Source organism: Aliivibrio sifiae, from assembly GCF_002954715.1.
GTDB lineage: Bacteria > Pseudomonadota > Gammaproteobacteria > Enterobacterales > Vibrionaceae > Aliivibrio > Aliivibrio sifiae.
This window is the reverse complement of record NZ_MSCP01000002.1, coordinates 1,576,003-1,598,730: the sequence shown is the minus strand read 5'-3', so window position 1 is coordinate 1,598,730 and position 22,728 is coordinate 1,576,003. Positions and strand designations below refer to the sequence as shown.

Sequence of the window (22,728 nt, the reverse complement as noted above, 5' to 3'; positions counted from 1 at the left end):
ACATATGATTCGTATGCAATTCATGTATATTTCATTTATGAGTCGTGTGTAATATGGGTATTGTGAAAATATCAGATGAGCTTCATGAAGAGTTAAGAAAAGCAAGCTCTGTAATGTCACGTTCTATTAATTCTCAAGCTGAATTTTGGATAAAAATGGGGATGTTAGCTGAGCTTCATCCCCAATTATCTTTTAATCAGATTGTTGCTAATCTTTTGAAATCAGCAGAAGTATCAGCTTCTAAGACTATCGTTACGAAAGAGGATAGTTATGTCCAATAGCATAACTATTAAGACGAAAGAAGAGATTGAGTTAATGCGTAACTCTGGTCGATTATTAGCAAAAGTATTTAAAATGCTAGACTTTTATATGAAACCAAGTCTTTCAACAATGGATATTAATAATCAAGTTGAAGATTTTATTGTAAATGAATTGGAAGCTCGTCCTGCTTGCAAGGGACAGTATGATTATCAATATGTATTAAATTCATCTATTAATGAAGTTGTTTGTCATGGTGTGCCCAAAGTAAAAGAGATACTCAAAAGTACAGATATTATTAACTTAGATATTACTTTAGAGAAAGATGGGTTTATAACTGATTCTAGTAAAATGTTTATTATGCCAGATGCTTCACCTCTAGCAAAACAACTTGCTAAGATAACTTATGAAGCTACGTGGGCTGGTATTAGGCAGGTAAAGCCGGGTGCTAGGCTTGGTGATATTGGATATGCAATTCAACGTTATGCTGAGTTTAATGGTTATAGTATCGTAAAAGAATATTGCGGTCATGGCATTGGTCGAGAGATGCATGAAGAGCCACAAATCCTTCATTATGGTTCTCCAAATCGTGGTTTAATACTTGAAGAGGGGATGACCTTTACTATTGAGCCAATGATTAATCAGGGAGCTGCAAAAGTTAAAACTAAAAAAGATGGTTGGACTGTAGTTACGAGAGATAAGAAACTTTCGGCTCAATCTGAACACACAATATTAGTCACTAGCTCTGGTTATGAAATTCTTACATTGCGAGAAGAAGAGACATTACTTTAAGAGTAATTTGTTCTTTTTGTCACCACTTTATTAATATGTTGAAAGCATATTATTTGATATTAAAAGCCCTAACAATGCGTTAGGGCTTTTTTGTTTTTCTAGTGCATTAAAACAATTAAGCGAGAGTTAATTCACCATCATTTTTTCTATATGGAAGAGAATCATCATAAAATTTTTCTTTTACGATTTTAGTTCCTGCTGTTCCATTGAGAGCGTCTAGCGCTAAGTGAAGATCAGTAATGATACCAATAGAAATATCTACATTTTCAACATAGTTGATCATGGCATCAATTTTAGGTTGCATAGACCCTTTATCAAAGGGATAGCCTTTTAGTTCTTCAGTTGTCGCTATGTCTAATTTAACTTGGTTTGGTTTTCCGTAATGAAAAAAGACACCATCGCCATCAGTTAAAATTAAGAAGTAGTCAGCAGATATTTGCTGAGAGAGCAATGAGGCCGTTGAATCTTTATCGATCACACAATCAATATTTGTAGTAATACTGTGTTTGTCTGTACAAATAGGAATACCACCACCGCCACAACAAATTACGATATGATCGTGTTGTAAAGCTAATGAAATTAATTCACTTTCACGGATGTTTTTTGGAGCAGGAGAAGCAACAACACGCCTAAAATAATCACCATCTTGACGGATAGACCAACCAAATTCGGCAGCAAGAGTATTTGCTTCTGTTTCTGAATAGACTTGGCCGATGAATTTCATTGGCTCACTGAATGCAGGGTCTGCATTATCTACATCGACATGGGTAAGAATTGTTGTTACGTTATAATCAACAAGATTACGTAATTCTTGTGCAATCATAGTGGCGATCATTCCTTGAGATTCAGCCACTAAACAACTAAGAGGGTAAGATGGAACTGCGTCAAAAGCATCGTTTTGTTGGCTTAATAAACCAACTTGTGGACCATTTCCATGAACAATAGCAATACGGTAATCTTTACTTAGTTTAGCAATCGATTTTGCCGCAACCTTTACGTTTTCAAGTTGGTTTTCATAAGAAAGCACCTGACCACGACGTAATAAAGCATTACCACCTAGGGCAATAACAATGGTTGGTTTTATTGTTGTAAGACTCATTTTTATTCTCTCAATGCCACATCATTGCTGTTATCACCAAATCTCACTCTTTTTGAGTAAGTTTGGCCAGCGTCTATTTATCACAAATCTACTGCGTTCAGCATCACCTTGCTCTTAAGCAAAGATATAGCGAAGACACCGACTGGACATTGAGCGGGGATTCTATACTGGAAATATTTGTGACGCATTATATTTATCACATCAGTAATAAATATATGTAACCAGTTGTTTCATGGTTTAATCTTTTATAGCGAGTCTTCAGATAATATATTTAACTATTAAGTGCTTTCATGTAGATGAATATTCTTTTTGTGGTTACTTATAGATAATGACTAAGATAGGCGTATTTGATTAAAGACGTTGTGTTAAGTATAAAGATAAAAGAATGCCGTAAGTGAGTGGTTACTTACGGCATTGGAGTTATGAATTATAATGCTTATTCGTGATTTGTTGTTTTTTCTTAAACAAGGCAATGAAAGGAATAAGTAATAAATACGAGGCTAATATAAAACCAAACGTAGATACAAAAGCCATCATTGTCGATTGTTGATGAAGTAGCGCTTGTATTTGGACTAAGAACGAAGGATCAGTCACTTGATGACTTTGGGAGTGAGCGGCTTGCTGTAGTACTGGATTGCTTAATGTTAGATCGCCACCTAGTGAATTCCATTCTTTTTGCTCCATACGGCTGAAGTAAGTATTTACTATCGAAATACCAAATGACCCACCAATAGTTCGGCATAAGTTAAATACAACCGCTCCACTTACAGCATCTTGTTTTGATAGTGTAGAGTAAGCCAATTGACTTAATGGCGAGAACACCAAACCCATGCCTGCACCTTGAATAATACTTGGAAGTAGAATCCAAAACATATCGATATTTAATGAATACTTCATCATTAAGTAAGTGCCATAGGCATTAAATAATAAACCAATCACTATCAATACTTTTGCATTCAATCTATCCATATAACCAGCGAGCATAATTAGCACAATAGCAGAGGTTAAACCTCGTGGTGCCATAGCCAGACCCGTAGTATCAACAGGGTAATTTAATAATTGCTCTAGCATCATTGGTTGCAGTTGAGTAATGCCAAACATCCCCATAGCAAATCCGCCCATGACTAAACATGAAATCGCTAAATTACGATCTTTTAGTAACCATATCGGAGCAATATCTCCTTTGATTTTAAACGAGCGGTGAACAAAATAAGCAATAGCGATAGCACTAATTATGGATGAAAAAAGAATTAAGTTTGAGCTAAACCAACCTTTCTCATTTCCCTGATCTAGTACCATTTGTAGTAGTCCAATTCCTATTGCCATCCCAATAATAATTGGCCAATCGATTTTGGTTGGTCCTTTATTCTCAATTTTTACATAAAAGAAAATCAAAGATAAGCAGATAAGCCCAACAGGTAGATTGACATAAAATATCCAACGCCAATCCATGTTTTGAGTAATTATTCCACCCAACGTAGGACCTAAAATTGGTCCGAGTAATATCCCAACGCTGAATAAAGCCATCGCTTTACCACGTTGTTCTGGTGGATAAATTTGAATCATAATAGATTGCGATAATGGAATAACAGAGGCACCAAATGCCCCCTGCATGATCCGAAAAGTGACCATTTCAGCTAATGAATCAGCCTGACCACATAACGCAGAGGTGATAATAAATCCAGAAACTGAAATTAATAGTAGTTTTCTGACGCCTATTTTAAGAGCTAAAAAGCTAGCAAGAGGAATAAAGATAGCCTCAGCCATTGAGTAAGAGGTTAACACCCATGTGACTTGCTCTGAAGTTACCCCTAATGCGCCCATCATGTGTGGTAGGGCCACATTAGCGATTGTCATATCAAGTAATACCATAATGGCAGAGAGCATAATTGCGAGTGTCACTAGGGAGCGTTTAGCATCGTCTTTATCCTTGAAGCTTTCTTCTGCCGGTGTAATGACATTAGTCATGATGGTTTTCCTTTTTGTCGATTATTTCGCTAGAGGCGCTAATGTATCAACCGTTATTGAAGCGCTAGCCCCAACACGTAAAGGAAATGTCAGTTTGTTTTGATCATTATCCAACTTAATGCGGACCGGAAAACGTTGAGGCACTTTTACCCAGTTACCAGTTGCGTTTTCTGGTGGAAGCAATGAAAACGAAGCACCACTGGCAGGAGAAATTGCTTCAATAGTGCCGACGTATTTAACATTAGGATAAAGATCTAAGGTAATCGTTGCTTGCATGCCTTTGGTTACGCGCCCGACATGAGTTTCTTTAAAGTTGGCTTGCACCCAATATGAATTTGCCTCTACAAGAGGGGTTAATGCTTGTCCGGGTACAACAACACTACCAGGATGAACTTCAACTTTGCCTAACGTTCCATCATGGTCAGCAAAGATATTTGTATATGAAAGCGATAAACTCGCTTGGCTTAATGCTGCTGCAGCTTTTTTAACTTCAGGAGAGGCGTCACCTTTTGCACCTTGAGATTTAATTAGCTGAGACATGCGTGCTCTTGTAGCGGTGACATTGTTTTCTGCGGATGATAATTTTTGACGGGCGTCGTCTAAATTTTGTTCTGGTAGTAAATTTTTCGCTGTTAATTTTTTGATTCTTTTATAGGAAATTTGGGCATCACTAAGTGTCGCCATCGCACTTTTGACATCGGCACTGGCCGCTAATATTGCATCGTCTGTGGCTGCGTTGTTTGATGTTGCTATTTCATAAGCGGCTTTTGCTTCATCAAGTTTTGCTTGATATGGAGCAGGGTCAATTTGTACTAATAAATCCCCCTTACTTACCGTGGCGTAGTCTGTTGCATCTGTCGTAATGACTTTGCCACTGACTTGCGGTGCAATATATACAATGTTAGCGTGAACATAAGCATCATCAGTGTTTGGAAATTGTTCTTGATGCTTAACGTAAAAATAACCTGCAGTAATAAGCCCAGCAGTGATGCACCCAGCAGCAAGTAAGTTTCGAGCGAAATGAGTGTTTTTATTGTTCATTTTTCATCCTAGGTTTAACGTGTTATTTAATAAGTTACTGTATGTTTTTAATTAAAAATAAGTAAGCTGTTAAATTTAAAATTAATAATATTTATTGTATAAACTGTAGTAAATAGTTCAGATTAATAATCAATTAGTAACGCTAGGTTATATTATTGAGAAATAATTATTAATATAAACCATTGAAATATAATAAACCGTAATTCAGATGATATATATCCCCCATGGTTTAATGGAGAATAATAGAATGTGAAGGTTACTATTTATTTTTTATATTAGCTTATTATCACTATATCTCACACTGAATGAGTAAGAGTAGTACTTGTGATATTTAGGTTCTGGCAGGGGCTAGGTGAGAACCTGAGAGCTGGTCGTTATGTGGCTAAGCGGGGAACAGGCATCAGTTTTATTATTTTTCATGGTCATACTGTCTATGTTTCTAGGTTATGTATCTGATTCTTGATTTAGAATGTTCCTCATTTTGTAAAATGTCTAGCTTTAAATATAAATAATATTTTAAGTTATCAATTAGTAAATAAAATTACTGTACGATATAAGTTTAGGCAAACGTTTATATTGGTGGTGATAGATTAATTTTGTACTAGGCAGCCTCGCCCCTTTTCTTTTGCTGAATATAAAGCACTATCAACACGTTTTATAAGGCTATTCCAATCATCATTCACTGTCATTTCAGTGAGACCAAAGCTAACACTATAAGTGATAGAACCGATAGTTTGTACGGAAACAGATTGTTGTATTTTATTGGTTATATTTATTGATGCTTCCAGAGAAGAGGTTTGTGAGATGATTAGAAATTCATCCCCACCGTAACGAACACACATTTCGTTGTTCTTGAATGACTTTTGCAAAATTTTCAATAACTAAATCTCCATAGTCATGCCCATAAGTGTCATTAATTAATTTAAACTTATCAATGTCTGCCAATATGATAGAAATGGATGTATTTTCTTTCATGGGTAGGTGTTTAGCTAAAAATTCTTTTAATCCTTTTCTATTATACAAATTTGTAAGTTCATCGGTTATAGAAGCGTTATGAATTTTGGATATTAGACGTTCAGTTAGTAGCCAAAAGACAGTAAAGCTGATAGCTATGGTTGTGACTATCAATAAAATATAAGTAATTTTATGTACTTCTGAAATATTAAGATAGTGAGTGATTGGTGTTTCAGTGTAAACCCATATCAAGCGCAGCATCATAGCGATGATGTTTACAGTAAATATTAGGTTTAATAGGAGTAATGGTGCATTCTTATCTTTAACGCTACCATTTTTATTAATATAAATACCAATTAGTCCCATAATGATGATGAAAGTACTTCTGATTTCTATTCTAGCGTTAATGGATGGTTGAATCAGAGTAAAGTAAGTAAAGAAAAGTAACGTTATTATCGAAATGGCAGAAGAAAATGAGGTTACACTTTTCTTTGGTAATCTAATAAATGAAATACCTAAAATTAATAGAAAAAAAGCAATGACATATAAAATATGAGATAAAAATATAACATTACAGGAGGTTTGAGTGTAGCCTAAACTGATGGGTAAAATACTTAAAGCAAGTGCAAGTAGCGAGAAAGAGATATAATTTACTCCCTTAATGGCTTCATTCAGTATATACCTATAACCCAAAAACAAGCTGAGACTAAGCATTGTTGATAAGAAAACGCTAACAATAGAGAGAGTGCTAATATCCATATAAACACCTTGTACGAGTAAGTACGTAATATTATAAAGTCTCATTTTTATTACGATAATATTGTGATTTGTGTTGTGATTTTTTCAATAGAAAGGTAAAGATGTAAAATATTAGTTGTTATTATGTTTTCTTATAAGGTGCTATCTGGTTGTTTAATATATTTAGGTATATACATTATTTACTTCATATCAATTATAAGTGAGCTAACTCTCATTTAACTCACTTAAATTGAAGATTATTAACCTTGCAAGATATAAGGTATGGAATATATTTTTTTTAGAATCAGTATGCAGTTAACGATTCTTCTCTCGCCAATCTTCTCACCAATGCCGCCCTTACATTGTCGTATACCCAGTTAAAGGTAAATGCGTAAATGGTGATAAAGATAGTCACGCCGATATCCATCACAAACGCTTCCCAGATACCTACGTTTAATAAGTAAGCCATCACAGGTACAGTTACGAACAGTAACCCTAATTCAAACAATACAACGTGGAAGATGCGTAATGAAAGGGTGCGCTGTGTTTTCTCGCCAGTGAAGAATTGATCGAAAATCCAATTATAAATAAAGTTCCAGATCATCGCGATAGTGGCAACGACTATCATGGTTCCTGATAGGGAGGTAACGTCGTGATTAGTAAAAATAGCTAACCCAAGAATAGACAGTGATACCGCCAATACCTCAAATAATACAGCGTGGAAAATACGTTCAGTGGTTTTCATAGCGATGACTCTTAATGATTATTGATACATTTAAAAATAATGAATCAGCGATTATAGAGTTCGAATAAAAGAGATAAAGTTAACAGCCATCACAAATCGTGATAGCTTGGACGCTTAAACTATTTATCGGGTTAATGCCATGTACAGTTTTGAGCAATTAAAAATCTTTGTCACCGTGTGTGAGTGCGGTTCTTTCTCCGCAGCAGCTCGTCAATTAAAGCGTGCTCAATCAGGCGTGAGTCAGGCTATTGCTAATTTAGAGATCTCTATTAACCAAGAGCTGTTTAACCGTGATAAGAATACGCCAGTTCTGACAGAGAAAGGCAGAGCGTTATTGCCGATTGCTCAATCTATTTTGCATCAACAAAAATATTTTGACCAAAAAGTAGAGTCGTTAGAAAGAGAACACGAATATGAGTTAGTCATCGCCATTGATGAGAGCTTAATGAACGATGATGTATTGCAAATATTGGCGGCATTGGCAGATAAGTTTCCCGTGACGGATTTTGAGATCATCACAACTTCAACCTTTGATGTTGAAGAGTTAGTAAAAAAAGGCAAAGCCCAAGTCGGTATTGTCTATGCAGATGGTGAGCTAAAAGTAGATATGGATTTCTTCACGTTAGGCCATGTGCGCTTTCTGACTGTTGTGTCTCCAGAGCATGAGTTAGCCAGTTTATCTGTTGTGAATGATGCAGCATTGAAAGGGCATAGACAGTTAGTTCATCGCAGTTCAAAGCGTAAAGAGTTGTGGTTCAGTTATGGAATAAGCTCAAAGTTGTGGTATGCCAATACTCATCAAACCTTGATGGATCTTGCTTGTAAAGGAGTGGGGTGGACGATAGTACCAGAGCATAGTGTTGCGCGCTTGCTAGAGCAGAATAAACTTGTGGCACTGCCGATTGCACATGAATTTGATGGTTGGTTTACTCCTATGGGGTGCTTGGTGTCTCGTAGCCATGTATTTGGTCCTGTACTCGAAGAGTTATTGTCATCTTTACAGGTGATTAGCCAAAAAAAACCGCCAGCTCATCATCAATGAACTAACGGTTTATTTACACTGTAAAACGGAACTAAGCGACTTGTTCAGTTTTTACTTGTGTGGTGGCTGTATTTTCACAAAACTCGTGGTGCAGCGCTCGGATAGCATTTTGGTAATCTTGATCACTTACAACAAATTGAACATTCACATTACGCATAGAAGCGTGCAGAGCTACAGGGGTGACGTCATTATTCATTAATGATAAAACCCCTTTTGCTAGTGCTTTGTTAGTATCAATCTGAGAGCCAATCACCGAGATTAACGCCACCATACGACCTTTAATAGAGGCGTTTGGGTAGCGTTTTTCTGCTTTGTATAACAGTTTATTAAGATTTTCAGTGCTACCGCCAAGGTAATAAGTAATTGAATTAGCGTTCATTTCTTTACCAATTAAACTAACTTGGGCATCTGAGATAATTTCCATTAACTCATAGCCGACGTTATCCACTTGGCCTACCATTGCTTGATCAAATAGGTGCAAGGCAAACACTTTCTCTTTGCCTGCAATGATTTCAACTTTATTAGTTTCTGGTTGGTAATCTGACGAGATCAATGTGCCTTTGTGCTCTGGCTCAAAAGTATTTTTAATCTGGATTTCAATATCACTTTCACGAAGCCCTGCCGCAGCATTAGGGTGAATCGCTTCCATTCCTAAGCTTGCTAATTGATCGGCAACATCGTAATTGGTGCGTCCAATCGGGAAGACTTTATCTGTGCCTACAACACGGGGATCAGCCGAGCTTAAGTGATATTCTTTATGGATAATGGCTAAATCAGCATTGGTAAGTGAGGCGATACGACTAAAGGTCATTTCACTGTAACCACGATCGTATGTGCCCATTAGACCTTCTTTGCAATATGCATAGCCAGTAACAATCGGCAGCTCTGTGGTGACATCAATATCTTTAAATACATCAGTGATGGTTTCATCTAATGTTCTTGGGGTTTGATTATCCCAACCAGAAAGATCGACGAATTTTGCGTTAATTCCAACGGTTTTTAGCTTTAATGCGGTGTTAAAGGCGCTGTGTGCTTCACCAATAGAAGAAAGGAATTCACGAACTTGAGGTAAATAACGACGTAATGAAAACTGACCGTATTGACAGGTTTCAAGAATATTAGAAATACAGGTTTTGGCTTCATCGATTCGTGAGCAAATGAATTTGTCAGCTCTCAAACGATTTAATGGATCAATAAAGAGGTGTTCATTGGTTAATAGCATACGATTTTTTACGTATTCTAATGCTTCATCCCAACTGTCATCACGTTTAGCGATAAGCTTATACACACCCGGTTTGCCTGTTTTTTTGCACTCAAGCAGTGAGTCGGTAATTCGGCCGTAGGCAGATACAACAAAAACACGGTTATATGGATTGGTTGGGCGAAGGAATATGTTATCTAAAACAGCATCAAATGCCGTCATAGATGTACCGCCGATTTTTTCTACGGTATAAGTCATGGGTAAGTCCTTTTTGACTTTAAAATAAAGTACCAACTTGACCCATTTGTTAATGAGTCAAGTTGGTATAAATAGAAGGGCATGATCAATCTAGGATAGGGTAGACGCCATTTTTATCGTGAACTTCAGCACCAGTGATTGGTGGGTTGAAAACACACGCCATCACCATTTCTTTATTTTTGTAAGCACGTAGGTAGTGTTCGTCATGCTTATCAAGAATATACAAAGTACCTGGTTTTATTGGGTAGGTTTCGCCGCCAATAACTTCGATCTCTCCTTCACCACTCATACAATATACCGACTCTAAGTGGTTCTTGTAGTGAATGTGAGTTTCTGTGTTTTCATAAATAGTCGTAATGTGGAAAGAGAAACCCATGTTGTCATTTTTCAACAACATTCTTACGCTTTCCCATGTTTCTGATGCTACGCGTCGTTCGCTATCACGACATTCGTCTAGTGTTCTAACAATCATTGTTTCGTCCCTGATTAAGATGCTTTTTTGAAGTGTTTTTCTGCAATATTGTCAATTGCGTTTTCAAAGATGGTTAGGCCTGCTTCTAACTCTGACTCTGTGATCGTCAGTGGGCAGAAGAATTTAACAACTTCATCAGATGGACCTGCGGTTTCAATGATCATGCCGTTTTTAAAACAATCTTTAGCTATATCACTTGAGATAATGCCGTCTTTACACTCAATACCAATCATCATGCCACGGCCTTTTTGCTGAACAAACAGCTTAGGGTAGCGTTTTACGGCACGAAGAATGACATCACTGACTTTCTGAGAGGTCTGTTTAATATGCTCTTCAAAGTTAGAATTTGACCAGTAGATCTCAAGTGCTTTTGCTGCAGTAACGAAAGCGTGATTGTTACCACGGAAAGTTCCGTTATGCTCTCCCGGTTTCCATTCATCTAATTCAGGTTTTAGTAATACAATCGCCATTGGTAAGCCATAGCCACCAATGGATTTAGATAGCGTAACCATATCTGGCTTAATACCTGATGGTTCAAAACTGAAGAATGTACCAGTACGACCACAACCTGCTTGGATATCATCAACAATCATAAGAATGTCGTTGGCTTTACAAATTTTGCTTAAACGTTGTAGCCATTGATTTGATGCGACGTTTAGTCCACCTTCACCTTGCACAGTTTCTAGAAGTACAGCGGCGGGTTTATCTAAGCCGCTTGAGTTATCAGATAGCATGGTTTCAAACAAGTTAAGTCCATCGATATCCGCATAGCCTTCGAAAGGAATACGAGTAACGTTGTTTAAACTAAAACCTGCACCTTGGCGGTGATGTTGATTACCTGTCGCTGCTAATGCACCTGCTGTACAACCATGGAAGCCATTAGTGAAAGCGACAATATTAGTGCGGTTAGTAACTTTACGTGCCAGTTTTAAAGCGGCCTCAACTGCATTGGTTCCGGTTGGACCGGTAAACTGAACTTTATAATCTAGATTTCTAGGTTCAAGAATATAGTTATTTAATGCATTCAAGAAAGTGGCTTTTGCGCTAGAGTGCATATCTAAGCCATGAGTGATGCCATCTGTTTCGATGTATTCAAGTAAAGCTTGCTTTAAAACTGGGTTGTTATGACCGTAGTTGAGTGATCCGGCTCCTGCAAGGAAGTCTAAGTAACGTTCACCGCTTTCGGTTTCTAGCCAACATCCTTTTGCTTTTTGAAAGATAACTGGAAAACTGTTTGAGTATGAACGTACTTTTGATTCTTGCTTCTTGAAAATATTCATGATGAGTCCGTTTATGATTCCTATTTTATTTTAGAGCGATACGATACAAATATTCAGTATCGTGCTTGCTTTTGAAATGAGCTTCTTTGTCTAGAAACGTCGTAACTTCACCTTGGTCACCATGCTCGGCATCTAGCTTTTTAAATAGTGACCAAGAGGCGTCATTAGCTTTGGTGATCGTCGTTTCTAAGAATTCTGTGTGCTTGAGGTTTTTTCTTTGTAAAAGTTCACTTAGCATTGAGTAAGCTAAACCTTTACCTCGATAGCGAGGAGAAACTGCGACTTGCCAGATGAATAATGTCTTTGGATCATCAGGCTTATGGTAACCAGAGATAAAACCAGCAAGGTTGCCGTCTTTCTCTGCCAAAACGCAGGTCTTACTGAAATGTGTAGATTGAAGGAAATTACAGTATGAAGAGTTGATATCAAGAGGGGGACACTCGGTGATCAATGCATAAACATCGTCACCGTCTGTCCTTGATGGTTCTCTAAATGTCCATTTTTTGCTGGGTTCAATATCCATGCTTGAACACAAGATTCTGGGCGCTGCAATAGTCATATGTAAATACATATCCTTTGTACTCTAATTAAATTCATTTTTATTATGGGCATTTAAAGAGACCTAAAGGCAAGTTAATCACAAAAAAAGAGTATTTCTTAGCCGTTTAATGCGACATTGATCTCGTTTTTATACTTTTATTTAGTTAGGGTTCTATGTATTTAATTGTGTGAAATAGAACAATTTCATGTTTTTTCTATAAAAAAATAGCCCATTCTAGTGGGCTATTTATCGTATTTTGTTAGAGATAATTTATACAGCAGCGACCATTTTTTGCAGTAGTCGAATCATCTCTTTTTGCTCGTTTAGATCAAGAGAGCTAAGCGCTTCTTTATTCACCTTCACAGGGACCGGCAAAAGTGTTTCTCTTAATGCTCGGCCTTCATCTGTGAGGTAAATACGAAATGAACGACGGCTGTTGGGATCCGCTTGTCGTTCAACAAGGCCAAGTTTTTCTAATTTATCTAATGTTCGTGTTGTTGTGGAATTTTCCACTTTTGATTTTTCTGCAATATCACGTTGAGTTACTCCTTCTTCTTCCCATAAACACATCATGGTTGGCCAAAGAGCAACAGTTAAACCGTGCTGTTTTAATTCTGCTTCGAAATTCTTTGAGGCTTGATTGGCAATAACGTTAATCATCCATCCAAAGCTGCTTTGACGATCAAATTCTTCCATTGTGTTTAAACTCCTGCACTTACAACTATTGCAATGGTAACTAATCCGGTTGCAATTAGCACCAATAATGCACGTTTATTGGATACAAACATCAGGTTCGACGAGGCTTGATTTTCTGTGAGTTGCTTCTGTACGCCAGAGATCATTGTCCAAACAAGTGGTTTTGAACGCAGTTTATAAAAGAGAATAGCAATTAAGTGCAAGATAACTAATGCGGGTAGTAAACGTGCACATATTCCATGCAGGGTAACGAAAACATCAAAGACATCATCATTTAAGACAATATCAGCGTAAGGGATGTGGTCAAATAACCCCGCTAACGCTATTCCGGTAATACATTGAATAAATAAGGTACTAATTAATCCGATAACCATCCAAGATCCTGCTGGATTATGACCTGATTTTGAAGGCTCTTTTCCTAATAAATAACGAACAGTACGCTTTGGAGAAGAGATAAATTGTTTAAAGCGGCTTGTATCACTGCCAATAAATCCCCATACAATGCGCCACATAATAAGAGTAAAAAGCACTAAACCTAAATAGATATGTGGTCCTTCACCGTTGAAACCGCTTGCTGCTAATCCGATAAAAAGTAGTGCTTGAAGCCAGTGATATAAACGTGTTGGTAAATCCCAAATCTTCATTTTATTGTTCCTAATTGATAAATTGTTTAACTAACTGAGAAATAATTTACATCACAATAGTTGCATATGCAAATATTGTGATGTAAATTAAATGCAACTTGAAGTGAGTCAGACATTAATCAGAGAGAAACCAATGAAAAAACTAGTACTTAGCTTATGTGTTTTATTACCAAATATTGTATTTGCTCAATCGAATGTTGAGCTAATTAAGGCAAGACAGCTGGCATTTGTGAATATTGAAAATCAATCAGAGCAAGTCGAAGACATGATTGATGAAGATGCACCTAATTGGAATGAAATTGAGTCGATAAGTTATGAACTTTCTAAACATAGCCAATTACTAACCACAGCATTTCCTGAAAGTAGCCAAGATGGCAGTAAAGCAAAAGAAGCAGTATGGAATAAACCTGAAAAGTTTAATCAATTGATGCAAGAGATGGATAGTGGCTTTGTTCAGCTTTATCAAGCAAGCCAACAACAAGACAAAGCATTAGCAGAAGCGGGTTTAGAACAAGCACAAGATACTTGTAATGCGTGTCACCGCTCTTACCGTTCACGTTTTTAAGTAATCCCTGATTAGAACAATATAAAAATCATTAAATTAGAGAGATAAAGTCATGAAAAAATTAATTAAATCAACATTATTGATCGCATCACTATTTGGATTTTCAACGCTCACACAAGCAGCTGATTATGGTGTTTCATTAAACTGGAATACAACGAATGTTGAAAAAGTACTGGAGTTAATGAGCGCTCAACGTTCCGCATTCGGAGAATTAATTAAGCAAAAAGAAATTAAAGATATGTTTATTTCTGAAAGTTATATTGATGGAAAACCAATGGGTATTCTTCGATTTGTGATCCAAGCGGATAGTGAAAAAGAGGTTGAAAGTAAACTAGCATCACTTCCTTTTTATAAAGAAAACATAGTTAAGATTTCTAATATCCAGTTGTTAGGGGGTAAGTGGTTAGATAACACTCCGGTAAATAAAAACTATGCACTGATGTTTGAATGGAATACTGATATTGATGTAATGGAAATGGATCGAGTGATTGGAATTGATTTGCAGCGTGTCATTGCGCTTAATAAATCGGGTCTGGTTACGTCTTCTTATATCGATACCCAAACAGTAAAAGATGGTTCAACACGACCAACATATTCAGTCTCTATTATGGCAAAAGATGAAGATCATGCGCATGAATTAAGCCAACAGTTTGAAGCTGTTTCCCTTGGCTACGCAACGGTGAATGTTATGTACTTAGGTCATAAAATTAATATGAAAGCATTATAGTCTTAAATAAAATATGAAGTGTTTTAATCATAAAGAGAGAGGGGGGAACTCTATCTCTTTATGGTGATTAACATATAAAAATCACGATTATTATGTGGAATAAGTCTAATAAGTTGGTTGCATGAAAGTGTGAGTTAGGTCTAATATAAATGTGTACAAGGTGATGGGGTACCACCTACTTAACCGCCAATATTGGCTGATGACTCCTACAGTAAAGAGAACAGGTGTATCTGTTTGAACGGTCTTTGTTGATCGCTCTTGGTCTGTAGGTAAATAAAGCCCACTTACACCTGTTTTCCTAATCATTGGGAAAATATTATGCAATACGCATCAGAAATTCAAACCATGTGCCCTATCCAAAGAGGCGATTTACACCCATCAGCTCCTATTCCTATTGAAGGTCGAATGATTAATCCTAAAGAAGTCATCGCGATTTCAGGATTAAGCCATGGTGTCGGTGCGTGTGCTCCTCAACAAGGTGCAGCAAAACTAACCCTGAATGTAAAAGACGGCATCGTCGAAGAAGTTCTGATCGAAACGATTGGTTGTTCTGGTATGACGCATTCAGCGGCAATGGCGGCAGAAATCCTCACAGGAAAAACTATTTTAGAAGCAATGAATACTGATTTAGTGTGTGATGCAATTAATGTTGCTATGCGTGAAATCTTTCTTCAATTTGCTTACGGCCGAACTCAATCTGCATTTTCAGAGGGTGGTTTAGAGATTGGTGCTGCTTTAGAAGATTTAGGGAAGAATAAACGAAGCCAAGTAGGCACAAGTTATTCAACGAGCGCAAAAGGTGTTCGTTATATGGAACTTGCTGAAGGGTACGTCACTCGCTTAGGGCTTGATGAAGGCTGTGAAGTGATTGGCTATGAGTATTTAAATCTTGGAAAAATGATGGCAGATATCGGTAAAGGCGTTCCTGCTGAAGACGCGTTAAAAGGCGCTACGGGAACTTATGGGCGCTTTGCTGAAGCGGTAAAAACTGTCGATCCACATCAAGAATAATTGAGGCCATCATTATGAATACGAATATCCAAACACTACTTGAAGAAATGAATTTCTCGGCACTTGATCAAGCGTATAATTATTGCCTTGATTTTGGGATAGATCCTAAAAAACTTGTTCTCGATACTCAACCAATTGCTTTTGACAATGCATGCGATGCTTACACATTAGGTGCGGCTTTAGCTTTATACCGTAAAGCAAATAATGCAGCAGCTGCCGCTAATATTATTGGTGAAGGTCTGCAAGCATTTTGTAAAAAAGGCAGTGTGGCAGCACAGCGCCAAGTTGGCCTTGGTCATGGTGCTCTAGCTGCGCGTTTATTATCTGATGAAACTCAATGTTTTGCTTTCTTAGCGGGACATGAATCTTTTGCTGCGGCAGAAGGCGCGATTAAAATTGCATTGAATGCAAATAAATCACGTCAAACCCCACTGCGAGTAGTATTGAATGGTTTAGGCAAAGATGCGGCCTACCTTATCTCTCGAATTAATGGTTTTACTTATGTTAGAACGGAATTTAACTACCAAACCGGTGAGTTAATTGAAGTGAGTAGAAAGCGTTTTTCACAAACCGAGCGTGGCGATATCTTATGTTTTGGTGCAGATGATGTACGCGAAGGCACCGCTATTATGCATGCAGCAAACGTAGAGGTAAGTATTACAGGGAATTCGACTAATCCAACACGTTTCCAACATCCCGTTGCTGGTATTTATAAACAAGAACGTTTGGCGCAAGGTAAACCGTATTTTTCCGTGGCATCAGGAGGTGGTACTGGTCGTACATTACATCCCGATAATGTGGCTGCGGGCCCAGCCTCTTATGGCATGACAGATACGATGGGAAGAATGCATGCAGATGCTCAATTTGCAGGGAGTTCGTCCGTTCCTGCTCATGTTGCAATGATGGGCTTTATTGGTATGGGGAATAATCCAATGGTTGGAGCATCAGTGGCACTAGCGGTTGAGGTTGACCAATATTTGACTCGTTAATGTAAGCCTAATTTAAACGAAAAAGGTTGAAGATATCGCTATCTTCAACCTGTTTATTTTCTTGCTTCTTATTTGTTGAAATTAATTAGTTAGTGCTAACTTAGCGCCAAAACCTACTAATAAAGAGCTTAAACCGTATTTAAGTAGATTAGAGAACGCTTTGCTTTCTGCTATTACTGTTCTGAATTTTCCTGCAAAAGTAGCAATACAAATAAACCAGATTAAAGCAATGAAAGCCGTTGTAATTCCTAGCATACCTATCATTGACGGTGATGAGGTTTCAGGAGTTAAAAACTGAGGAATAAAAGCAACAAACGTGAGGCAAACCTTAGGGTTTAACGCATTGGTTAAAATTCCTTGACGATAGACTTTCATGTTTGATGTTTTCTTTGCTGTCTCTAATTCGGCAATTCCACCTTTAGCTGTAAACATTTTAAAACCGATATAGCATAGGTAAGCGGCACCAAGGTATTTGATTATACTAAAAGCCGTTGCAGAGGAGAGCAACAGAGCACTTAAACCAACCACAGCTAAAAAGGTATGAAATAGAACGCCAGTCGCTACACCAAACGCAGCATAAATCCCCGTTTTTCCGCCGCCACTTAAAGCTCTTGAAAGTACATAAAAGAAATCAGCACCAGGCATTGCGCAAAAGGCAAACATACCGGCAATAAAAAGAAGATAGGTTTCAATACTCATAAAGATCCATGTATCAAAGTGTTAAATATTGATGTTTCGATAAAGCTTAATTTGAGCTTTATTAATTGCGACTACTGTACTGTTTATTGAGTAATACATAAACACTTATTCTGAGACTTCGAGTAAATAATCTTCAACTTGCTCTGATAACCAATCAATAATTACACCTCTAGGCATGTTTGATTTTGTCATTTCAGCGAAAGATTGCCAATTCATTGCTCGACTATGTTTAAGAACCTTTAATGTACCGTTTCGTAAGTGTTCATTAATCAGTAATGAAGGAACCGAAGACCAGCCAGTTTTATCTAAAACCGCATCACGCAGGTGTTCATAAAACGTCAGAGCAATGTACTTACTTGATTTGGGCTCTACTATCATTAATCCGTCTTCATCAATGTAATTGACAATAATTTCTGTATTACTTTCAAGATCGGTGAAATTCACTTTTCTAAGCTGATTAAGAGGATGGTCTTTATGGGCAACAGACATCATTCTTATTTGGCCTAATTCATTTTGCTGCACATGCATAAGTTCATTATCTATGGGTAGTAAACCATACGCTACATCAACAATATTTTGCTCGACCATTTCCTCTAATTCGGGAGAAGGGGCAACATAAATCGAAATACTGGTGCTCGGAAATTTACGGCTCATTTTACCTAAGATTTGACGCCAAATTGCTTCAGGTAGCGCATCATCACGAACAATTCGAATGGTTGAAGCAACACCGTTATTGTATTGAAAGCATTTGTTTTCAATATCATTACTAATAAGAGATATTCGTTGGAAATCATGCACAAGAGACTCACCAATTTCGGTTGGCGTAATGCGATTTCCTGTGCGAGTTAATAACGTTACATTCAACTCATCTTCTAATGCATTTAATGCCGCACTTACCGTTGTTCTGCTTTTTTGAAGTTTACGTGCGGCTTCCGCAATAGAGCCTAACTCAACCGTATATAAGAACATTTCAATTTGACTGGTTTTCATGATCTAGACTCAACAATATAGTGGTGAAACATATGCTTAACATTAAGCGACGAATAACCTGACGCTGACTGATTATACTATCACCAATTTCCGTTATATTATGCGCTACATATATAAAAAAGACGAAAAATAAGTCATGGAGTAAAAAGTATGTCGTATTCAGTTCATAAAGAAAGGCAATTGTTATTAGTCTCAACGTTTTCAGCGTTATTGTTTGCCATGATTGGTATTGCGCTAGGTACGTTAATTCATTCACTCGTTATTATTTTTGATGGAGTATATTCGCTAGTCAGTTTAGGGTTAACGTTAGTTTCTCTAATGGCAGTTTTATACATTCGCAGAAAAGACGTATCAAAGAATATTAAGCGCGTTAAGGTAATTGAGTCTTCAGTTATTTTGCTAAAAGGGATCGCAATTACCTTAATGTGTGTACTGTCATTTATTGCTGCGGTTCAAGCGATAATGGAGGGCGGTAGAGAAGTTAATACGGGTATCGCGTTGGCATTTGGTGTGTTTAGCATGATTGGTTGTTATACCAGTTATTGGGTTATGAAGACTCAAGGTCATGAAGTTAATTCAGCTTTGATTGATGCTGAGGCAAAACAGTGGCTAATGGATACCGTGATCAGTGCTGCAGTGTTTGTTGGTTTTATGATAGCTAAATTATTGTTATTAACGTCATACGCACATTATGCCCAGCTTGCGGATCCTGTTATGGTCGTTATTGCCTCTATTTACTTTATTATTGTTCCAGTGAAAATGATATTGAGCTCGGTAAAACAATTACATCAGTTAAGCCGAAACACATTTCTAGCAAAGTATTTACACGCCTAAGTACGCTCATCTTTAGGCGTGTCCATCACCACTAAGGTTCCAATTGAGTTGACCTGAGAGATCTCTCCAAGCACATTTGAATGAAATTGCTTATAAGAGGATAGACTCTCAGTCTCAACCCGCAATAAGTATTCGTTTGAACCTGTTATATTATGGCACTCAACAACTTCTTTAGAATCCATGATTTGAGCCTCAAACCCTTTCTGAGATTGCTTACTGTGGTTCGATAAACCAATGGTTACATACGCAATAAAACCTACCCCGCATTTACTAGGGTTCAATACCGCTCGGTACCCTTGAATCGTTTGATTTCTTTCTAATTCTTGTACTCGTCTTAGGGTTGCAGAAGGAGATAATCCGATGCGTTCTGATAGTTCGACATTAGTCAGTCGACCATTCAATTTCAACTCTTGCAATATTCTTTCGTCAAATCTATCCATGGCGACCAATCCTTGTGTATTTAATTTATTTAAAGCAAATATAGACAGAAAATTTACTTAGTCTCGCATTAAGATACAAGCAGTATTTATTTTTATAAGATTGTCAGTATGGAATATCCTCATTTATTTGCGTTAATTACTTTTGCGTTTGTTGGTGCATTCACGCCAGGCCCAAATAATATTATGTTAATGATCTCTGGTGCTAATGTCGGTTTTGTTCGAACAATTCCTCATATGCTGGGGGTAATATTTGGTTTTGCGTTTATGTTGGTACTGGTTGGATTTGGTTTGCTTCAGTTTTTTCAAACGTATCCGCAACTAGAGAAAGCATTACAGATTATTAGTGCTGTTTATTTGTTGTATTTAGCGTATAAAATCGCAAGCAGCAAGCCTGTGGACAATATTAATGGCGATTATAAACCAATGTCGTTTTTGCAAGCGGCGAGCTTCCAATGGGTTAACCCAAAAGGATGGTCGATGGCATTATCTGTGATGAGTATTTACGCGACCAGTTCGGATATGTTTAGCGTGTTTCTTATTGCTTTTGTGTTTATCTGTATTAATGTGCCAACGGTCAGTTTTTGGACGGCAGCAGGTAAGCAATTACAAAAAAGGTTAACGAAGCCAAGTCATTTAAAAGTATTTAATTACAGTATGGCTGGGTTACTTGTGGGTTCTATGGTAGTCGGTTTTTAATTGTTTATTCTTCCCATAAGATAGGCATGTTTTCTTTGTTTGATTCCTCTTGTTAATACGATGTAATTGGCTTTGATGTGTTATCTTTAATACATCATCTATAAATACACGATTAATAAGGGTATCCCTATGTATCGACACTTTTTCTTGCTCATTGTTGTTCTTTTCTCTTCACTTTCAGTACAAGCTGAAGAAGTGGCGTATTCAGATCAAGATTATTTAGATAGACCATTAATGGAGCGCTATGTTCTTGATGAGCTAAAAGCACTACGAACGGATCAGCAAGATTTAGAGCGAAGAATGATTATCCAAATTACAGACAGAGAGCTTGCTGTTGCGGACAAATCGCTTAATTACTCAAATGTAACTGTGACATACTTTTTCTATGTTATTGCCGCGGTAGCATCACTGGTGGCTTTGATAGGTTGGCAATCTTTAAAAGAAATTAAACAAAACACTAAGGAAATGGCTGACAAACAGCTCAATAAAATAGCTCAAGATTATGAGAAAAAATTTCTTGCCTTAGAGCGGGATTTAAAGCGTAAAACTCGAATTATTACTGAGAATAACCGTGAAATTGAAATCATCAATGAAGTCCATAATTTGTGGTTGAGGGCTCAAAGTGTTCAAACCGCAGAACAAAAAATGGAAATTTATGATGAGATCCTAAAGGTTAGGCCTGGAGATTTAGAAGCGTTAACCTATAAGGCTGATGCAGCAATGGAGATGCGTGAATTCCACTGGGCATTGAATTTATGTAATCGAGTGTTAGAAGTGGACGATCAAAATGCACACGCTCTGTTTCAACGAGCGTGTGGATATGCGCAATTGGGAGCAGAGGTTCAAGCGATTGATGATTTGCAGCGTTCAATTATGGCAAGTTCCTCAATGCGTGATTTAATTCTTGAAGAAACGGATTTTGATCCATTGAGAGGATTAGATCGTTTTGAAGCGCTACTAGAAGAGTAACGTATTAATCGCCAAGGTGCTCTGTGATGAAATCTAAAAAACAGCGTACCTTGCTTGACATATTTTTACGGCTTGGATAAACCATAAAAACATCAATAGCTAACTTCGGATAATCTGCAAACAATTCGACTAATTTACCCGTTTCTAATTCATCAGTGAGATGGAAGCGGGGTATACGAGTTATTCCTTGTCCTGCTAAACATAAAGACAATATCATAAATGAATTATTAGTAATGATTTGGTTTTTAAGTGGGACCGTTAAATTTTGGTTTTCTTTATCAATAAAATCCCAAACCATGCCTTGTTTTACATAGGTATAACCAATAGTTTTATGGGTCGTTAGTTCACTAGGGTGAGCTGGAGCACCATGCTTTTTTAGGTAGTCAGGTGAGGCAATTACAATGGCTTCTGATCTTAAAAAACGACGGCTGATTAAGCTTGAATCATCCAATTGATGTGATGCTCTGATAGCAAGATCGACCCCTTCAGCAACAATATCAATTTTCCTATCATTTAAATCCAACTCCAGAGTTATGTCGGGATAACGCTCTGTAAATTTTCCCAGTATTGGACGAAAGCGAGAAAAAGCAAAGCCTACAGGGCAGGTGACTTTTAAGCGTCCTTTAGGTGTGTTTTGCTGGCCTGTAACGGCATTTTCAGCCATTTGTGCGTCTTCAATTAATTGCTGGCATTGTTGAAAATAGAGTTCACCTTCTGGCGTTAAGCGTAACGTTCGAGTTGTGCGATGGAGCAATCTAACGCCTAATCGTTCTTCTAATTTCCCGATTTCTTTACTAATGTATGACGTTGAGTGACCACTATTGTGAGCAGCTTGAGTAAAACTGCCACTGTTTACCACTTCAGAAAAAATCATCATTCCATCAAAGAGAGCTGCATTAAACGCCATTTATTCGATTCCTAAGTACTATTACTAGTCATATGGAAATAATCATTGCACATTTAGGCTATTAATCAATATCTGTAATTAAACTATAGTTACTTCATCGCAAAAAAACAGAATGACATTGAAAAGAGAGAAGCATCACCTACTCTTTTTACTCAAATAGATTAAGTAAGGA

Annotated in this window: 24 protein-coding genes, 1 pseudogene and 1 riboswitch; of the genes and pseudogenes, 10 read left to right on the top strand and 15 right to left on the bottom strand. The window is 37.3% G+C overall.

Translation table 11 applies throughout. The annotated features are described in order from the left end of the window. Window positions 1-53 precede the first annotated feature (53 nt). Both BTO23_RS18245 and map read left to right on the top strand, forming a co-directional pair. Window positions 54-281 (top strand): ParD-like family protein, encoded by a 228-nt coding sequence (locus BTO23_RS18245; RefSeq protein WP_105055605.1) that lies wholly within the window; start codon window positions 54-56, stop codon window positions 279-281. Next, on the top strand, window positions 271-1,050 hold the full coding sequence (map, locus tag BTO23_RS18240) for a type I methionyl aminopeptidase (protein ID WP_105064249.1): 780 nt from the start codon (window positions 271-273) through the stop codon (window positions 1,048-1,050). Before BTO23_RS18245 ends, map begins: the two co-directional genes overlap by 11 nt. A 115-nt stretch (window positions 1,051-1,165) precedes the next feature. On the opposite strand, the gene BTO23_RS18235 is transcribed toward map, so the two are convergent. The 5 genes and pseudogenes from BTO23_RS18235 to BTO23_RS18210 form a co-directional block, all read right to left on the bottom strand. After that, the gene (locus BTO23_RS18235) at window positions 1,166-2,149 is read right to left on the bottom strand and encodes a carbamate kinase (RefSeq protein WP_061012345.1); all 984 of its coding nucleotides are present in this window, start codon (window positions 2,147-2,149) and stop codon (window positions 1,166-1,168) included. Window positions 2,150-2,569: 420 nt separating this feature from the next. After that, on the bottom strand, window positions 2,570-4,117 hold the full coding sequence (locus tag BTO23_RS18230; protein ID WP_061028876.1) for an MDR family MFS transporter: 1,548 nt from the start codon (window positions 4,115-4,117) through the stop codon (window positions 2,570-2,572). A 21-nt stretch (window positions 4,118-4,138) separates the two neighbouring features. After that, window positions 4,139-5,158: an HlyD family secretion protein gene (locus BTO23_RS18225; protein WP_105064248.1), complete on the bottom strand. Its 1,020-nt coding sequence runs from the start codon at window positions 5,156-5,158 to the stop codon at window positions 4,139-4,141. A 590-nt stretch (window positions 5,159-5,748) separates the two neighbouring features. Continuing rightward, window positions 5,749-6,373 (bottom strand): annotated as a pseudogene (locus BTO23_RS21530) (GGDEF domain-containing protein). 781 nt (window positions 6,374-7,154) lie between these two features. Next, window positions 7,155-7,595, bottom strand: coding sequence for a PACE efflux transporter (locus BTO23_RS18210; RefSeq protein WP_170066770.1), 441 nt, complete (start codon window positions 7,593-7,595; stop codon window positions 7,155-7,157). Window positions 7,596-7,734: 139 nt separating this feature from the next. Here BTO23_RS18210 and BTO23_RS18205 point away from each other — a divergent pair, with 139 nt between their 5' ends. Further along, a complete protein-coding gene (locus BTO23_RS18205; RefSeq protein ID WP_061003909.1) occupies window positions 7,735-8,637 on the top strand; it encodes a LysR family transcriptional regulator in 903 nt (300 codons plus the stop codon). A 31-nt stretch (window positions 8,638-8,668) separates the two neighbouring features. Here the strand turns inward: BTO23_RS18205 and BTO23_RS18200 are convergent, their stop codons facing one another. From BTO23_RS18200 to BTO23_RS18175, 6 genes are all read right to left on the bottom strand, one after another. After that, complete coding sequence (locus tag BTO23_RS18200; protein WP_105064244.1) at window positions 8,669-10,096, bottom strand: aspartate kinase; 1,428 nt, start codon at window positions 10,094-10,096, stop codon at window positions 8,669-8,671. A gap of 85 nt (window positions 10,097-10,181) precedes the next feature. Further along, complete coding sequence (locus BTO23_RS18195) at window positions 10,182-10,568, bottom strand: ectoine synthase (RefSeq protein WP_105064243.1); 387 nt, start codon at window positions 10,566-10,568, stop codon at window positions 10,182-10,184. A gap of 14 nt (window positions 10,569-10,582) precedes the next feature. Continuing rightward, window positions 10,583-11,848 (bottom strand): diaminobutyrate--2-oxoglutarate transaminase, encoded by a 1,266-nt coding sequence (gene ectB, locus BTO23_RS18190; RefSeq protein ID WP_105064242.1) that lies wholly within the window; start codon window positions 11,846-11,848, stop codon window positions 10,583-10,585. A gap of 25 nt (window positions 11,849-11,873) precedes the next feature. Further along, complete coding sequence (gene ectA, locus BTO23_RS18185) at window positions 11,874-12,407, bottom strand: diaminobutyrate acetyltransferase (protein ID WP_061028884.1); 534 nt, start codon at window positions 12,405-12,407, stop codon at window positions 11,874-11,876. A 252-nt stretch (window positions 12,408-12,659) separates the two neighbouring features. Further along, a complete protein-coding gene (locus tag BTO23_RS18180) occupies window positions 12,660-13,085 on the bottom strand; it encodes a MarR family winged helix-turn-helix transcriptional regulator (RefSeq protein ID WP_105055619.1) in 426 nt (141 codons plus the stop codon). 5 nt (window positions 13,086-13,090) lie between these two features. Further along, window positions 13,091-13,729 (bottom strand): cytochrome b/b6 domain-containing protein, encoded by a 639-nt coding sequence (locus BTO23_RS18175; RefSeq protein ID WP_105055620.1) that lies wholly within the window; start codon window positions 13,727-13,729, stop codon window positions 13,091-13,093. A 133-nt stretch (window positions 13,730-13,862) separates the two neighbouring features. Here BTO23_RS18175 and BTO23_RS18170 point away from each other — a divergent pair, with 133 nt between their 5' ends. The 4 genes from BTO23_RS18170 to BTO23_RS18155 all read left to right on the top strand — a co-directional run bounded on the left by BTO23_RS18170 (window position 13,863) and on the right by BTO23_RS18155 (window position 17,021). Further along, window positions 13,863-14,294, top strand: a complete 432-nt coding sequence (locus tag BTO23_RS18170) for a c-type cytochrome (protein WP_105064240.1) — start codon at window positions 13,863-13,865, stop codon at window positions 14,292-14,294. A gap of 52 nt (window positions 14,295-14,346) precedes the next feature. Continuing rightward, complete coding sequence (locus BTO23_RS18165; protein WP_105064239.1) at window positions 14,347-15,021, top strand: hypothetical protein; 675 nt, start codon at window positions 14,347-14,349, stop codon at window positions 15,019-15,021. A gap of 150 nt (window positions 15,022-15,171) precedes the next feature. Continuing rightward, window positions 15,172-15,237: riboswitch (Fluoride riboswitch) on the top strand. A gap of 102 nt (window positions 15,238-15,339) precedes the next feature. Beyond that, complete coding sequence (locus BTO23_RS18160) at window positions 15,340-16,032, top strand: iron-sulfur cluster assembly scaffold protein (RefSeq protein ID WP_060993089.1); 693 nt, start codon at window positions 15,340-15,342, stop codon at window positions 16,030-16,032. A 14-nt stretch (window positions 16,033-16,046) separates the two neighbouring features. Further along, entirely contained in the window at window positions 16,047-17,021 is a 975-nt protein-coding gene (locus BTO23_RS18155) for a GGGtGRT protein (protein WP_105064238.1), read from the top strand. Window positions 17,022-17,102: 81 nt separating this feature from the next. Here BTO23_RS18155 and BTO23_RS18150 read toward each other — a convergent pair whose 3' ends face one another. After that, window positions 17,103-17,720 carry a LysE family translocator gene (locus BTO23_RS18150; RefSeq protein WP_060993091.1) on the bottom strand — a complete coding sequence of 206 codons (618 nt, stop codon included), beginning with the start codon at window positions 17,718-17,720 and terminating at the stop codon, window positions 17,103-17,105. Between the two features lie 105 nt (window positions 17,721-17,825). Next, window positions 17,826-18,710 (bottom strand): LysR family transcriptional regulator, encoded by an 885-nt coding sequence (locus BTO23_RS18145; RefSeq protein ID WP_105064237.1) that lies wholly within the window; start codon window positions 18,708-18,710, stop codon window positions 17,826-17,828. 150 nt (window positions 18,711-18,860) lie between these two features. Between BTO23_RS18145 and BTO23_RS18140 the strand changes: the two genes are divergently transcribed. Continuing rightward, complete coding sequence (locus BTO23_RS18140; RefSeq protein ID WP_060993093.1) at window positions 18,861-19,544, top strand: cation efflux transmembrane domain-containing protein; 684 nt, start codon at window positions 18,861-18,863, stop codon at window positions 19,542-19,544. Here the strand turns inward: BTO23_RS18140 and BTO23_RS18135 are convergent. Beyond that, on the bottom strand, window positions 19,541-19,984 hold the full coding sequence (locus BTO23_RS18135) for an Lrp/AsnC family transcriptional regulator (RefSeq protein ID WP_061003927.1): 444 nt from the start codon (window positions 19,982-19,984) through the stop codon (window positions 19,541-19,543). The two genes, BTO23_RS18140 and BTO23_RS18135, sit on opposite strands and share 4 nt — an antisense overlap. Window positions 19,985-20,092: 108 nt before the next feature. Here BTO23_RS18135 and BTO23_RS18130 point away from each other — a divergent pair, with 108 nt between their 5' ends. Then, the gene (locus tag BTO23_RS18130) at window positions 20,093-20,680 is read left to right on the top strand and encodes a LysE family translocator (protein ID WP_105064236.1); all 588 of its coding nucleotides are present in this window, start codon (window positions 20,093-20,095) and stop codon (window positions 20,678-20,680) included. A 129-nt stretch (window positions 20,681-20,809) separates the two neighbouring features. Beyond that, window positions 20,810-21,649 (top strand): TPR end-of-group domain-containing protein, encoded by an 840-nt coding sequence (locus BTO23_RS18125; RefSeq protein ID WP_105064235.1) that lies wholly within the window; start codon window positions 20,810-20,812, stop codon window positions 21,647-21,649. A gap of 4 nt (window positions 21,650-21,653) precedes the next feature. Here BTO23_RS18125 and BTO23_RS18120 read toward each other — a convergent pair whose 3' ends face one another. Further along, window positions 21,654-22,556: a LysR family transcriptional regulator gene (locus BTO23_RS18120; RefSeq protein WP_060993097.1), complete on the bottom strand. Its 903-nt coding sequence runs from the start codon at window positions 22,554-22,556 to the stop codon at window positions 21,654-21,656. Between the last annotated feature and the right edge of the window lie 172 nt (window positions 22,557-22,728).

Bases quoted from the DNA above. Each gene is read 5' to 3' on its own strand.
- BTO23_RS18140 (WP_060993093.1), top strand. From the start codon at position 18,861: ATGTCGTATTCAGTTCATAAAGAAAGGCAATTGTTATTAGTCTCAACG.
- ectB (WP_105064242.1), bottom strand. From the start codon at position 11,848: ATGAATATTTTCAAGAAGCAAGAATCAAAAGTACGTTCATACTCAAAC.
- BTO23_RS18205 (WP_061003909.1), top strand. From the start codon at position 7,735: ATGTACAGTTTTGAGCAATTAAAAATCTTTGTCACCGTGTGTGAGTGC.
- BTO23_RS18225 (WP_105064248.1), bottom strand. From the start codon at position 5,158: ATGAACAATAAAAACACTCATTTCGCTCGAAACTTACTTGCTGCTGGG.
- BTO23_RS18145 (WP_105064237.1), bottom strand. From the start codon at position 18,710: ATGAAAACCAGTCAAATTGAAATGTTCTTATATACGGTTGAGTTAGGC.
- ectA (WP_061028884.1), bottom strand. From the start codon at position 12,407: ATGACTATTGCAGCGCCCAGAATCTTGTGTTCAAGCATGGATATTGAA.
- BTO23_RS18210 (WP_170066770.1), bottom strand. From the start codon at position 7,595: ATGAAAACCACTGAACGTATTTTCCACGCTGTATTATTTGAGGTATTG.
- BTO23_RS18230 (WP_061028876.1), bottom strand. From the start codon at position 4,117: ATGACTAATGTCATTACACCGGCAGAAGAAAGCTTCAAGGATAAAGAC.
- BTO23_RS18245 (WP_105055605.1), top strand. From the start codon at position 54: ATGGGTATTGTGAAAATATCAGATGAGCTTCATGAAGAGTTAAGAAAA.
- BTO23_RS18165 (WP_105064239.1), top strand. From the start codon at position 14,347: ATGAAAAAATTAATTAAATCAACATTATTGATCGCATCACTATTTGGA.
- BTO23_RS18180 (WP_105055619.1), bottom strand. From the start codon at position 13,085: ATGGAAGAATTTGATCGTCAAAGCAGCTTTGGATGGATGATTAACGTT.
- BTO23_RS18150 (WP_060993091.1), bottom strand. From the start codon at position 17,720: ATGAGTATTGAAACCTATCTTCTTTTTATTGCCGGTATGTTTGCCTTT.
- BTO23_RS18120 (WP_060993097.1), bottom strand. From the start codon at position 22,556: ATGGCGTTTAATGCAGCTCTCTTTGATGGAATGATGATTTTTTCTGAA.
- BTO23_RS18195 (WP_105064243.1), bottom strand. From the start codon at position 10,568: ATGATTGTTAGAACACTAGACGAATGTCGTGATAGCGAACGACGCGTA.
- BTO23_RS18175 (WP_105055620.1), bottom strand. From the start codon at position 13,729: ATGAAGATTTGGGATTTACCAACACGTTTATATCACTGGCTTCAAGCA.
- map (WP_105064249.1), top strand. From the start codon at position 271: ATGTCCAATAGCATAACTATTAAGACGAAAGAAGAGATTGAGTTAATG.
- BTO23_RS18235 (WP_061012345.1), bottom strand. From the start codon at position 2,149: ATGAGTCTTACAACAATAAAACCAACCATTGTTATTGCCCTAGGTGGT.
- BTO23_RS18130 (WP_105064236.1), top strand. From the start codon at position 20,093: ATGGAATATCCTCATTTATTTGCGTTAATTACTTTTGCGTTTGTTGGT.
- BTO23_RS18135 (WP_061003927.1), bottom strand. From the start codon at position 19,984: ATGGATAGATTTGACGAAAGAATATTGCAAGAGTTGAAATTGAATGGT.
- BTO23_RS18155 (WP_105064238.1), top strand. From the start codon at position 16,047: ATGAATACGAATATCCAAACACTACTTGAAGAAATGAATTTCTCGGCA.
- BTO23_RS18200 (WP_105064244.1), bottom strand. From the start codon at position 10,096: ATGACTTATACCGTAGAAAAAATCGGCGGTACATCTATGACGGCATTT.
- BTO23_RS18160 (WP_060993089.1), top strand. From the start codon at position 15,340: ATGCAATACGCATCAGAAATTCAAACCATGTGCCCTATCCAAAGAGGC.
- BTO23_RS18170 (WP_105064240.1), top strand. From the start codon at position 13,863: ATGAAAAAACTAGTACTTAGCTTATGTGTTTTATTACCAAATATTGTA.
- BTO23_RS18125 (WP_105064235.1), top strand. From the start codon at position 20,810: ATGTATCGACACTTTTTCTTGCTCATTGTTGTTCTTTTCTCTTCACTT.